The sequence below is a fragment of the Mycobacterium sp. genome (assembly GCF_049585075.1).
Lineage (GTDB): Bacteria > Actinomycetota > Actinomycetes > Mycobacteriales > Mycobacteriaceae > Mycobacterium.
Genome location: NZ_JBAUZA010000461.1, coordinates 1 through 11,945, shown reverse-complemented (window position 1 = coordinate 11,945; position 11,945 = coordinate 1). Strand labels below are relative to the sequence as shown.

The 11,945-nt window shown below is 66.0% G+C and carries 12 protein-coding genes; 2 read left to right on the top strand and 10 right to left on the bottom strand.

Translation table 11 applies throughout. The features are described from left to right. On the top strand, positions 1-1,919 hold a 1,919-nt coding region (locus WB785_RS21850; RefSeq protein ID WP_424081744.1), incomplete at its 5' end, for an ATP-binding protein. Between the two features lie 81 nt (positions 1,920-2,000). Here WB785_RS21850 and groL read toward each other — a convergent pair. Further along, positions 2,001-3,620 (bottom strand): chaperonin GroEL, encoded by a 1,620-nt coding sequence (gene groL, locus WB785_RS21845; RefSeq protein ID WP_424081742.1) that lies wholly within the window; start codon positions 3,618-3,620, stop codon positions 2,001-2,003. 91 nt (positions 3,621-3,711) lie between these two features. Beyond that, positions 3,712-4,014, bottom strand: coding sequence for a co-chaperone GroES (gene groES, locus WB785_RS21840; RefSeq protein ID WP_293332383.1), 303 nt, complete (start codon positions 4,012-4,014; stop codon positions 3,712-3,714). A 329-nt stretch (positions 4,015-4,343) separates the two neighbouring features. Here groES and WB785_RS21835 point away from each other — a divergent pair, with 329 nt between their 5' ends. Further along, the gene (locus WB785_RS21835) at positions 4,344-4,979 is read left to right on the top strand and encodes a C39 family peptidase (protein WP_424081740.1); all 636 of its coding nucleotides are present in this window, start codon (positions 4,344-4,346) and stop codon (positions 4,977-4,979) included. Positions 4,980-4,982: 3 nt separating this feature from the next. Here the strand turns inward: WB785_RS21835 and tsaD are convergent, their stop codons facing one another. From tsaD to WB785_RS21795, 8 genes are all read right to left on the bottom strand, one after another. Continuing rightward, a complete protein-coding gene (tsaD, locus tag WB785_RS21830) occupies positions 4,983-6,008 on the bottom strand; it encodes a tRNA (adenosine(37)-N6)-threonylcarbamoyltransferase complex transferase subunit TsaD (protein WP_424081738.1) in 1,026 nt (341 codons plus the stop codon). A gap of 49 nt (positions 6,009-6,057) precedes the next feature. Then, positions 6,058-6,522 (bottom strand): ribosomal protein S18-alanine N-acetyltransferase, encoded by a 465-nt coding sequence (gene rimI / locus WB785_RS21825; protein WP_424081736.1) that lies wholly within the window; start codon positions 6,520-6,522, stop codon positions 6,058-6,060. Further along, positions 6,519-7,151, bottom strand: coding sequence for a tRNA (adenosine(37)-N6)-threonylcarbamoyltransferase complex dimerization subunit type 1 TsaB (gene tsaB, locus WB785_RS21820; RefSeq protein WP_424081734.1), 633 nt, complete (start codon positions 7,149-7,151; stop codon positions 6,519-6,521). The genes rimI and tsaB overlap by 4 nt, the downstream gene beginning before the upstream one ends. Further along, positions 7,148-7,594, bottom strand: coding sequence for a tRNA (adenosine(37)-N6)-threonylcarbamoyltransferase complex ATPase subunit type 1 TsaE (gene tsaE / locus WB785_RS21815; protein ID WP_424081748.1), 447 nt, complete (start codon positions 7,592-7,594; stop codon positions 7,148-7,150). The genes tsaB and tsaE overlap by 4 nt, the downstream gene beginning before the upstream one ends. 13 nt (positions 7,595-7,607) lie before the next feature. Then, entirely contained in the window at positions 7,608-8,732 is a 1,125-nt protein-coding gene (locus tag WB785_RS21810) for an alpha/beta fold hydrolase (RefSeq protein WP_424081732.1), read from the bottom strand. Further along, positions 8,729-9,895, bottom strand: coding sequence for an alanine racemase (gene alr, locus WB785_RS21805; protein ID WP_424081730.1), 1,167 nt, complete (start codon positions 9,893-9,895; stop codon positions 8,729-8,731). The genes WB785_RS21810 and alr overlap by 4 nt, the downstream gene beginning before the upstream one ends. Before the next feature lie 225 nt (positions 9,896-10,120). Beyond that, positions 10,121-11,503: a glutamate decarboxylase gene (locus tag WB785_RS21800; protein ID WP_424081746.1), complete on the bottom strand. Its 1,383-nt coding sequence runs from the start codon at positions 11,501-11,503 to the stop codon at positions 10,121-10,123. A 43-nt stretch (positions 11,504-11,546) separates the two neighbouring features. Beyond that, positions 11,547-11,945, bottom strand: a 399-nt coding sequence (locus WB785_RS21795; protein WP_424081728.1) for an ADP-dependent NAD(P)H-hydrate dehydratase, incomplete at its 5' end; no start/stop codon positions are given.

The following is an 11,945-nucleotide window of genomic DNA, read 5'->3' as shown; positions in this document are numbered from 1 at the left end:
GGACAGTAGGCCGCAACGTCACTCAGGTCGATATCGGCCGCCTGCCAAGCGATGACGTCGCCGAGTTGACCCGCCAAGTGGCACAAGGAAAGTCGCTGCCAGCCGACGTGGTGGCAGAGGTGGTATCCAAGACGGACGGCGTCCCGTTGTTCGTCGAGGAACTCACCAAGATGCTGCTCGAATCGCGGCTGCTGGGCGAACGGGGCAACCGCTACGAGCTGTCTGGTCCGTTGCCCCCCCTGGCGATCCCCAACACTCTGCAGGATTCCCTGATGGCGAGATTGGACCGCTTGGCAGCCGTCAAGGGTTTGGCACAACTCGGCGCGACGTTGGGCCGTGAATTCAGTTATCCATTACTGCAGGCAGTCTCACCTTGGCCAGACGACATCGTGCGCGAGGGTCTCGAGAAACTCGTAGCCGCCGAGTTCTTGTACCAGGAGGGGACGGCGCCACAGGCGACCTACCGCTTCAAACACGCGCTTATCCAAGAGGCCGCATATCAGTCACTCCTTAAAAGCACACGCCAACAACACCACCAACGGATCGCCGACACATTGGAATCCCAATTCCCAGAGATCGTCGAAACACGGCCCGAACTGCTGGCACACCACTACACCGAGGCGGGCCTCAGTGAGCAAGCTATCCCGTACTGGCAAACCGCAGGGCAACGGGCACTATTGCGCTACGCCAACAAAGAAGCGGTGAACCACGCGACGAAGGGCTTGGAATTGCTCAGGGCGCTGCCCGAGACCCGCGAACGTGCTCAGCATGAGCTCGCCCTGCAGCTCGTGTTGGGGCCATCCTTGAGCACCGTGTCGGGCCCTCACTCCGTCGCGGAAATCTATGCCCGAGCCCGTGAGCTGGCACGCGAATTAGAAAGCACCCCGGAAATGTTTCGCGCGCTTTCGGGTTTGGCGTACGCGCAGATTGTGCTTGGACACATGCATGAGGCGCGGGCACTTTCAGAGGAGTTCCTCGAACTAGCCCAGCATCAGAAAGATCCGCTCATCTTGGCTGTTGGACATTGGATGCTCGCCTACACGGCATGGTGGCAGGGCGATTTCAGCGAAGTACGCTCTCACAGCCGTCAGTCCTTGGCGTTGTACAACCCCGACCAGCACCGCGTGGGCGCTGCGGCCTACAACCAGGATCCGGCGATAGTCTGCGGATATCTCAGCGCACTCAACAATTGGGTAATGGGTTACCCAACGCAAGCGGTCGCAGCGATGGAACGGACGCTCGCCTACGCCCGCGAGCTCGAGGACCCTTACAGCGTCGGAATAACGCATCTGTTCTTCGCCAAACTGTCCCAGTTGCGCCGCGAACCTGAGCCCGCAAGAAAACTCGCGGAACGGGCCCTGGCCGTATCCACGGAGATCGACGCTCCCGCGGTAGGACTGTGGTGTTTGCTGCCCCGGGGCTGGGCCATCGCACACCAAGGCGATGTCTCGGCAGGCATCGCCGACATCCGTGAGGCGATGGACCGTAGGCGGAGGACCGGTATGGGGGCCGTGTGGCCTTGGTACTTGGCAGTTTTGGCCGAGCTGCAAGGCATGGCGGGACAGGTCGAGGACGGGCTATCTTCACTGGAAGAGGCGTTCCGCTGGGTGGGTCGCAACGATGAGCATCTGTATGAAGCAGAAGTACATCGGCTAAGGGGCGAACTATTGCTCAAGCAAGACACGCATGACACAGCACAAGCCGAAAAGTTATTCGAGCAATCATTGAACGTTTCGCGGAAGCAGCACGCGAAGTCCTGGGAACTACGCGCTGCGATGAGCATGAGCCGGCTATGGCAACAGCGAGGCAGGGTCGAAGATGCTCGCGAGTTATTGGCACCCATCTACGACTGGTTCACGGAGGGCTTCGATACGGCTGATCTACGAGACGCCAAGGTGCTTTTGGCAGAGCTCGCATGATTGTTGGCGCCGCCGTGGCTGTTTCAGTTTCGACAAGCAGGCCCCCGGTGCTAAGCCGGGGACCTGCTTGGTGGAACCGAGTTAGTGAGCGTGGCCGTGATGGTGACCGGCGTGCGCGTCCTCCTCGGCGGGCTTCTCGACAATCGCGGTCTCGGTGGTCAGCACCATGCGCGCCACCGACGCCGCGTTGAGTACCGCGGACCTGGTGACCTTGACCGGGTCGATGACCCCGTCGGCGGCCAAGTCGCCGTAGGTCAACGTCGCCGCGTTGAACCCGTGGCCTGCGGGCAGCCCGGCGACCTGGTTGACCACCACCGAGCCGTCCATCCCGGCGTTGGCCGCGATCCAGAACAGCGGCGCGCTAAGGGCCTCGGAGAACACACCCACGCCCAGCGCCTCGTCCCCGGATAGCGAGGCCCGCAGGTCGGTCAGCGCTTTGCGGGCAGCCAGCAACGCGGTCCCGCCGCCGGCGACGATGCCTTCCTCCACGGCGGCCTTCGCGGCGGCAACCGCGTCCTCGACGCTTTCCTTGCGCTCCTTGAGCGCGGTCTCGGTGGCGGCGCCGACCTTGATGACGGCCACCCCGCCGGCCAGCTTGGCCAGCCGCTCTTCCAGCTTTTCGCGGTCCCAGTCGGAGTCGCTGCTCTCGATCTCGGAACGCAGTTGCTTGGCGCGGTCGGCAATGGCTTCCGGGGTGCCGCCGCCCTCGACGATCACGGTGTCGTCCTTGCTCACCACCACGCGCCGTGCCGAACCGAGCACCTCGAGCCCGACCTCACGCAGCGCCAGCCCGACGTCGGGGTTGACCACCTGGGCGCCGGTCACGATGCCCAAGTCCTCCAGGAACGCCTTGCGGCGGTCACCGAAGAACGGCGCCTTGACGGCGACCGCCTTCAGCGTCTTGCGGATCGCGTTGACCACCAGCGTCGACAGCGGCTCGCCTTCGACGTCCTCGGCAATGACCAGCAGCGGCTTACCCGCCTCGGCCACCTTCTCCAGCAACGGCAGGAAGTCGGGCAGCGAGCTGATCTTGTCGCGGTGCAACAGAATCAGCGGGTCCTCGAGCACGGCCTGCTGCGCGTCGAAGTCGGTGACGAAGTAGGCCGACAGGAAGCCTTTGTCGAAGCCGACACCCTCGGTGAACTCCAGCTCGGTGTTCAGCGTGGACGATTCCTCGACGCTGACCACACCGTCGTGACCGACTTTGGTCATCGCCTCACCGACCAGCTCACCAATCTGCTCGTCGCGTGACGACACGGTGGCCACCTGCGCGATGCCCTTCTGGCCCGATACCGGAGTGGCCGATGCCAGCAGCGCCTCGGACACCGCGTCGGCGGCCTTGCCGATACCCAAGCCCAGCTCGATCGGGTTGGCACCGGCAGCGACGAGACGCAGCCCGCCCCTGATGATCGCCTGTGCCAGCACGGTGGCGGTGGTGGTGCCGTCGCCCGCAACGTCGTTGGTCTTGGTGGCCACCGACTTGACCAGCTGGGCACCGAGGTTCTCGAACGGGTCTTCCAGGTCAATCTCGCGGGCGACGGTGACGCCGTCATTGGTGACCGTGGGGCCGCCAAAAGCCTTGGCCAGCACCACATGCCGGCCCCGCGGGCCCAGCGTCACCCGCACCGCGTCGGCGAGCTTGTCCACGCCGGCTTCCAGTGCCCGCCGCGCGGTTTCGTTGAACTCAATCTGCTTGCTCATAAGTCTTTCTTGTCCCGTCTAAGAAAGCGGTCCGCCCCGGAAATCCGCCACGTGTAGACGTGGGGATCGCCGGGGCGGGACACGCTTTGCGTTACTTGTTGACGACGGCCAGTACGTCGCGGGCCGACAGGATCAAGTACTCCTCGCCGTTGTACTTGATCTCGGTGCCGCCGTACTTGCTGTAGATGACGGTGTCACCCTCGGACACGTCGACCGGGATCCGCTTTGCGCCATCCTCGTCCCAACGGCCGGGGCCGACTGCGACGACGGTGCCCTCCTGGGGCTTCTCCTTGGCGGTGTCAGGAATGACCAGACCGGATGCGGTCGTGGTTTCGGCCTCGTTGGCCTGCACGAGAATCTTGTCCTCGAGTGGCTTGATCTTCACCTTCGCCACGATTGGAGCCTCCACTTAGTTGGTAGGTGGACCGGGACCCTGTGTCCCGGACCGGTGTTGGTAGGGCTCGGGAGAGTTACCCCGAACCTTCGATTACCAGGTGTTCGGCATTCGTCCGTGCCCTCGCGTCGTCGTCGCGGGTGCCGGCGCAGGGGTTCGTCCGATTGCCACCTAGCACTCTATACATGCGAGTGCTAGCACTCAAGGTCGCCTTGCTGCTTCCCGGTCGGCGAGTCAGCCGATCGGGTCCGGCCGAAGAAAATCGCAGGTCGACGGCGTACCGAGCGCACTCAAAGGATTCACCAAGTCTACGAGCACATAATGACGTCATGTTCACCCCCGTCCGAAGCACCACCCGCACCGCCGGAGTGGCCACCATGTTTGTCGCGGCCGCCATCGGATTGGCTGGCGTCGCTCACGCCGACGGCCAAATGTACGGCGACCCCGCAGCTGCCGCCCCTTACTGGCGCTACCAGCACCAGCAAGACTGCGGCCTGATGGCCGTCGCAGACGTGATCGGCCAGCTGACCGGCCGAGAACCCTCCCAAATCGGGATGGAGCTACGCGGGATTTTCACCAAAAGCGAATCCCACCGCGGCGACGTCTACCACTTTGACGGCACCTCGCCCCAAGACATGGTCCTGCTGCTGGGCAAACACGGCATCCAATCCGACCTGACGACCGGCAACAGCATGGGGACAGTGGAGCAGGACCTGGCCGGCGGCCACAAAGTGATCGCGGCGCTCAACGCCGAAACCATTTGGAACTACCCCGCGGGCGACGGCGATCGAACCAAGCCCGACCACGCCGTCGTCGTCACCGGAGTCGACACCGGCACCAACGTCGTTCACCTCAACGACAGCGGCACGCCCAGCGGCCGCAACGAGCAGATCCCGATGGCCACCTTCAGCCAAGCCTGGGCAACCAGCGACGACCTGCTGATCGTCACCCGGGAAACCGGCTGACGATCAGGGCAGCTGCCCTTTGACCACCGGCAGGCCCGGGTCGCTGGCCACATCCAGCGGCGACGGCTCAGCACCTGCGGCCACCAGATGCGCGGCGAAGGAAGCGATCATCGCGCCGTTGTCGGTGCAGAGCCGGAGCCGCGGGATCCGCAGCGTCAATCCCGCTGCGGCACAACGCTCTTCGGCGAGCTCGCGCAGCCGCGAGTTCGCCGCCACTCCCCCCGCGATCAGCAGGGTCGATACACCCAGCCCGGTGGCGGCGCGCAGAGCCTTCATGGTCAGCACATCGGCGACGGCTTCCTGAAACCCGGCGGCGATATCGGCGGTTACTGCCTCCGGATGGCTCTCCACGTACCGTGCCACCGCGGTCTTGAGCCCGGAGAAGCTGAACGCGTACGGGTCATCGCGTGGGCCGGTCATGCCGCGCGGGAATGCAATTGCGTCGCGGTCACCGGAACGCGCCAGGTCGTCGAGCGCCTTGCCCCCCGGGTAGCCCAACCCCAGTAGGCGGGCCACCTTGTCGTAGGCCTCCCCGGCGGCGTCGTCGACGGTGCTCCCCAGCTCGATGATCGGCTCGCCGAGCGAACGCACATGCAACAGATGGGTATGCCCGCCGGACACCAGTAGCGCCACGCTTTCCGGCAGCGCGCCGTGCTGGTAGACGTCGGCGGCCAGGTGCCCGCCCAGGTGGTTCACCGCGTAGAAGGGCACCTCCCAGGCAGCCGAATAAGCTTTAGCCGCAGCCACTCCCACCAGCAGCGCACCCGCCAACCCCGGGCCAATGGTGGCCGCGACGATGTCCGGCTTTGCCACGCCCGCGGCCGCCAGCGCGCGGCGCATGGCCGGACCGAGCGCCTCCAGATGCGCCCGCGAGGCGATCTCCGGAACCACGCCGCCGAACCGGACGTGCTCATCGACGCTGGACGCGACCTCATCGGCCAACAACGTCACCGTGCCGTCGTCGTCGAGTCGCGCGATACCGACTCCTGTCTCGTCGCAAGAGGTTTCGATCGCGAGGACTATGGTCATAAGCGCCACTCCTCCGCATCGCTTCGCTCTGCATCGTCGCCGGCGCGCGTCATAGGGCTTCCCGCCGCATCAGGTAGGCATCGGCGCCGCTGACCCGGTAATACCGCCGGCGCAGACCCACTTGGCTAAATCCCACGCTGCGGTACAACGCGATCGCCGGCGCATTGTCGGTGCGGACTTCCAGGTGAACGACGGCGCCGGCGGCGAATTTCAGCAGTTCGTCGAGCAGTCGGCGGCCGGTGCCGCGGCCTTGATAAGCCGCGTCGACGCCGATGGTGTGGATCTCGTATTCGAATGGCGGCGTGCGGCCCAGCCGTGAGATGCCGCCATAGCCGATCAGCGTGTCGCCGCCGTCAGCAGCGCGGCGTGCGGCCACGTAGTGATTGTGCGTGGCGGCGAGTTCGCGGACGAACGCGGCTGTGGGCCATGGGTCGTCACCGGGAAACAGCGCGGCCTCCAACTCGGCGCAGCGATCGGCGTCGGCCACGGTCAGCGCACCGATCGTGATGGTCATAGCGACGCCGCCTCTCGCTCGGCGAGTGTCTTGGCGTCCGGCCGACGCAGATACAGCGGCACCAGCGGCGCTGGATCGTCGGCCGATTCGCTGACCGCGGCTACTAGCCCGGCCGGCGTCGGATAGGACGGTTCGCACAGCGGCAGCCCGAAAAGCGCCGCATGCTCAGGTGAGCCTGCCACCGCCTGCGCGACACCAGGGTCGACGTCGGCCGGGGCGGTGACGGCTGGTCCGTCGATCCGGACGCCGTCGCGATAACGAGCCCAGTACACCTCGCGCCGGCGAGCGTCGGTGACGACCAGTGTCTCGCCGGTGGTCTGCCCGCCGATCGCGTCGAGGCTGCAGACGCCGTGCACCGGGATGCCGAGTGCGTGCCCGTAGGCCGCAGCGGTCGCCATACCCACCCGCAGGCCGGTGAACGGACCCGGGCCGCAGCCCACCACCACAGCGTGCAGGTCGGCCATCCGCAGCCCCGCATCGGCCAAGGCGCCCAACACATTCGGGGTAAGTCGTTCGGCGTGGGCGCGGGCGTCGACGCTGACCCGCTCGGCCAGTAGGTCGCCATCGGCCACGATTCCGGCCGTCACGGCGGGAGTCGCGGTATCGAGGGCCAACACAACGCGGCTCACGCACAGCTCCATTGCCAGGTCGCCGTCCGCACGTCGGAGTTCGTGATGCGCTCGAGGCGGACGTCGAGGTGCCGATCGGACAGCCGCTCGGCGAGGCCCTCGCCCCACTCCACCACAACCACCGCATCGTCGAGTTCGGTGTCCAGATCCAGGGATTCGAGCTCGTCGAGCAGATCGGCGCCGGTGTGGTCCAGCAATCGGTAGACGTCGACATGGATCATTGACGGGGCGCCGGTCCGTCGTGCCGGATGCACCCGCGCCAGGACGAACGTCGGCGACGTGACGGGCCCGTCGACATCCATCGCTGCCGCAATCCCCTTGGCCAGCACGGTTTTTCCAGCGCCAAGCGGGCCGGAAAGCACCACGACATCCCCGGCTCGCAGCTGGCCGCCCAGACGCGATCCGAGCGCGACGGTGTCTTCGACATGTGGCAACGTGGCCATTCCGGACTGCCCCTTAGCCACGGCGCCGGATCCGATCGCGCCACCGCTGGCTCACCGCTGCCAATCTGCCTGGGGTAGCCCGCTTGACCAGCCGAACCAACCCCTCATTGATCGGCTCGGGCTTGGATAGCAACACCAAATGGCCTGATCTGGAAACGATCACCAATTCGGACTCCGGCAGCGCGTCGGCAATCTTCCTCGAGTATTCGGCCGGGGTGACCAAGTCGTGGTCGCCGCAGACGACCAGCGTCGGGATGTTCGCCAACGTCGACAGCGCGCCGGTCTCGTCGTGGATTTCCAACGCATGCAGAAACTCGATCATGGTCGGAATCGGAGTTTCGAGCATCATCTCCTCGGAGAACGCGACGACGCTCGGGCTGACATCAACGTCTGCAAAGGACGCGGCGCGCAGGATCGGCCCGATTAAAGAACGGGTCGCGTTGCGGCCGCGGTGAACCAGCTTGGGGGCTGACCGCGCGGCGAACCGAGCAGCCTCCAAAGCCGGGTTATTCAGAATCTCGCCCAGCGGTGACTTCGCGACGCCTTGCGCCGCAGAAGCAATGAACGCGGCTCCGACGATGCGGCTGCCGTAGTGGTGCGGGTACTGGCGGGCGTGCGACAACACCGCCATCCCGCCCATTGAATGGCCGACGACCACGATCGGGCCGCGCGGCGCGATCACTTGCAGCACCGTCTCCAAGTCCATGCCCAGCTGTGTGAGCGTGTAGGTTTCCGGCGGAGCCTCGCCGGATCGGCCGTGGCCGCGCTGGTCGTAGAAAATCATGCGGACCTGCGGACCCCATTCGTCAGACAGTCGCATGCGCTGAAAGTGGAAGGCTCCCATGCGAAGACAGAATCCGTGCGCGAACACCACTGCCAGTGGCGCGTCAGCGGGCCCGACCTCGCGCACCGCCAGCGGCACGCCGTCGGGCGTTGTCACCACATAACTGCGGTCGCCGTCGAGTGTTTCGAAATTCTCGTGGGTGTAAGGGTCTTCGATGTCTGCACGCCGAGTCATCGAGCGGGCCACGGTAATCCCGGCGATGGTTCCTACGGCGCCCAAACCGGCGGCACCTGCCAGCCACCGCGCCAGGCCGGCCCTGTCCGCGTGGAAACCATCATTGTTGGCATCGCTCAACGATTTCCGGCCTCGCGGTAGGTTCTGGTGATACGTCCGCGCGGACTGGTCGCCACTTCGTAATGGATGGTGCCCAGCAGATCTGCCCACTCCTGCGCGGTCGGTTCACCGCGCGTGCCCGGTCCGAACAGGATCGCCTCGTCGCCTTCCGTGACATCGACGGGCTCCGGGCCCAGGTCAACGACAAACTGGTCCATGCAGATCCGCCCCACGCCGGGGCGCCGCCTGCCGTTGATCAGGACGTCCAGCCGGCCGCCCAGCGACCGGAAAACGCCGTCGGCGTAGCCAATCGGCATTAGCGCGACGGTAGTGTCACGCTCGGCGATCCAGGTGTGCCCGTACGACACGCCCTCGCCGGCTCTAATCGACTTCACCAATGCGACAGCACATTTCACCGTCATCGCCGGTATCAGCCCCATATCGCCAAGGCTCGGCACGGGGCTCAGACCGTATACCGCGATGCCTGGCCGGACCATGTCGAAGGCCAGGTCGGGCCGCGACATCGTGGCCGACGAATTGGACAGATGGGCCACCTCGAAGCGCAGGCCCAGACCGCGCGCCTGCGCCACTACTTCGGTAAACCGCCCCGCCTGAACGTTGTTGATCGGGTTGTCGGGTTCGTCGGCGTAGACCATGTGCGACATCAGCCCCCGCAGCCGAACCGCGTCCTCGGCGACGGCTTGACGTAACCCGGTCAGCATCGCCGGGTACTGTCCAGGGGCGACGCCGTTGCGGTTCAGCCCGGTGTCCACCTTGACCGTCAAGGTGGCCGTGCGGCCGGTGCGACGGACCGCGTCCAATAACTGCTCGAGCTGGCGCACCGAGGAGACCGCGATCTCGATGTCGGCCAGCAGCGCCGGCCCGAAGTCGATGCCGGGCGGATGCAGCCAGGCAAGCACAGGTGCGGTGATGCCGTCGGCGCGCAACGCCAGCGCCTCATCGATGGTCGCGACACCCAACTCGGCGGCACCGGCGGCCAGCGCGGTGCGGGCAACCTGGGTGGCGCCGTGCCCGTAGCCGTCGGCCTTGACCACAGCCATCACTTGCGCATCGCCCGCGTGCTCGCGCAGCACCCTCACGTTGTGCGCAACGGCATCCAAGTCCACCACGGCCTCTGCGAGGACGCCTGGCGTCAGGGATATCGGCGTAGCCACGGCCGCCATTGTCCCAGAAGGCCGGGAATGGCTGGTCTGAGAGCCGCCCCGCTATTCAGTTTCGTCGCATCAGCCACAGCAGTCACTGGGCAGGCGGACACGCGATTTGCCCGCCTTCGAGCGACAAATCAGCGAAGCGCGCCCGGCGGCCCGGCCGTTGTCGCTCGTAGGCGGGCACAACGAGCATCCTTTCCCGGCTAGGGGCGGATGTGGCGGATGTGATCCGCCTACCAGCTAGTGGGAGAAATGCTCAGCTTTGTAGTGGCCGCTGGGCTTGAGCTTGTCCAGGCTGCTCAGCGCTGTGCGGGCGTCGTCGTGCAGCGCCCGAGCCAGGTCGGCAGAGAGCCCCTCTCGCACCACGATGCGCAGCACCGAGACGTCGGTGGCGTTGTCGGGCATGGTGTAGGCCGGCACCTGCCAGCCGAAGCCCCGCAGCTCGTGCGAGACGTCGAACTCGGTGTAGCCCAGGCCGCGGGCCAGCCGGAAGGCGACGACGGGGATCGCCGAGCCGTCCGAGATCAGCTCGCAGTGGTCGCCGACCCGCAGTTGCTCACCCAACCAGCGCGCGGTCTGCGACAACGTTTGCATCACCTGGGTATAGCCCTCGCGACCGAGCCGCAGGAAGTTGTAGTACTGACCGACGACCTGGTTGCCCGGGCGAGAGAAGTTCAACGTGAAGGTCGGCATGTCGCCGCCGAGGTAGTTGACCCGGAAGATCAGGTCTTCGGGCAGATGCTGGTGGTTGCGCCACACCACGAATCCGACACCGGGGTAGGTCAGGCCGTATTTGTGGCCGCTGACGTTGATCGACGCCACTCGGGGCAGCCGGAAATCCCACTTCAGCGACGGGTGCAGGAACGGCACCACGAAACCTCCGCTGGCGGCGTCGACGTGCACCGGGACGTCGACGCCCCCGCCGGCGGCGAGTTTGTCCAGCGCCGCACAGATCTCGGCGGTGGGCTCCAATTCACCGGTGTAGGTGGTGCCCAGGATCGTCACTACCCCGATGGTGTCTTCGTCGACAGCGTCGACCACCTGCTCAGGCGTAATGACGTAGCGGCCCTCTTCCATTGGCAGATAACGCGGTTCGACATCGAAGTAGCGGCAGAACTTCTCCCAGACCACCTGGACGTTGGAGCCCATTACCAGGTTGGGGGTGCGACCCTTCCAGTCTTTCCCGACCTTCTCGCGCCACCGCCATTTGAGCGCAAGCCCGCCGAGCATGACCGCCTCGCTGGATCCGATCGTCGACACCCCGCAGGCACTGCCCGGGTCGTCGTCGCGCAAATCTTCGGCGTGGAACAGGTCGGCGACCATCGACACGCACCGCGCCTCGATCGCTGCGGTCGCCGGGTATTCGTCCTTGTCGATCATGTTCTTGTCGAACGTCTCGGCCATCAGCTTGCCGGCCTCGGGGTCCATCCACGTCGTCACGAAGGTCGCCAGGTTGAGCCGCGAGCTGCCGTCGAGCATCAACTCGTCGTGGATGAATCGGTAGGCGGCCTCGGGATCCATCGACTCTTCGGGCAGCCGCAGCGCGGGCACCGGCGTGGTGAACAGCCGGCCGGTGTAGGCCGGGCTGACGGAATGCGACGGAACGGACGGGTGGTGAGGCAACACGGCAGATCCTTTCGGCTTTGGAGATGCGGCTTTGGATTGGCTAAAGCGCGGCAAGGGCGGCTCGAATATGCGGGACGATCCGTGACGCCGATGTCGGCGCGTCACCCGGCCCGGGATCGGCGGCTGACAACGCTGCCGCGCGGGCGTGCACGAAGGCCGCAGCGGCTGCGGCTTCGCCGGTCGGCAGTCCCGCGGCGAGCAGCGCGCCGATCATCCCGGACAGCACATCACCAGAACCGGCGGTCGCGGCCCAGGATTGCCCGGCCGGGTTCAGGTAGACGGGCCCGCCCGGCTCGGCGATGACGGTGACGTTGCCCTTCAGCAGGACGGTGACCCCGAGCGCGTCGGCGAGCTTGCGGGTGGCGCCGACGCGGTCTTCGCCGGGTGGGGCGCCAGCCAGTCGGGCGAACTCACCAGCGTGCGGCGTCAACAAGGTCGG

Excerpts from the sequence above, each read along its gene's own strand:
- WB785_RS21835 (WP_424081740.1), top strand. The coding sequence starts at position 4,344 with ATGTTCACCCCCGTCCGAAGCACCACCCGCACCGCCGGAGTGGCCACC.
- rimI (WP_424081736.1), bottom strand. The coding sequence starts at position 6,522 with ATGACCATCACGATCGGTGCGCTGACCGTGGCCGACGCCGATCGCTGC.
- tsaD (WP_424081738.1), bottom strand. The coding sequence starts at position 6,008 with ATGACCATAGTCCTCGCGATCGAAACCTCTTGCGACGAGACAGGAGTC.
- alr (WP_424081730.1), bottom strand. The coding sequence starts at position 9,895 with ATGGCGGCCGTGGCTACGCCGATATCCCTGACGCCAGGCGTCCTCGCA.
- tsaE (WP_424081748.1), bottom strand. The coding sequence starts at position 7,594 with ATGGCCACGTTGCCACATGTCGAAGACACCGTCGCGCTCGGATCGCGT.
- groL (WP_424081742.1), bottom strand. The coding sequence starts at position 3,620 with ATGAGCAAGCAGATTGAGTTCAACGAAACCGCGCGGCGGGCACTGGAA.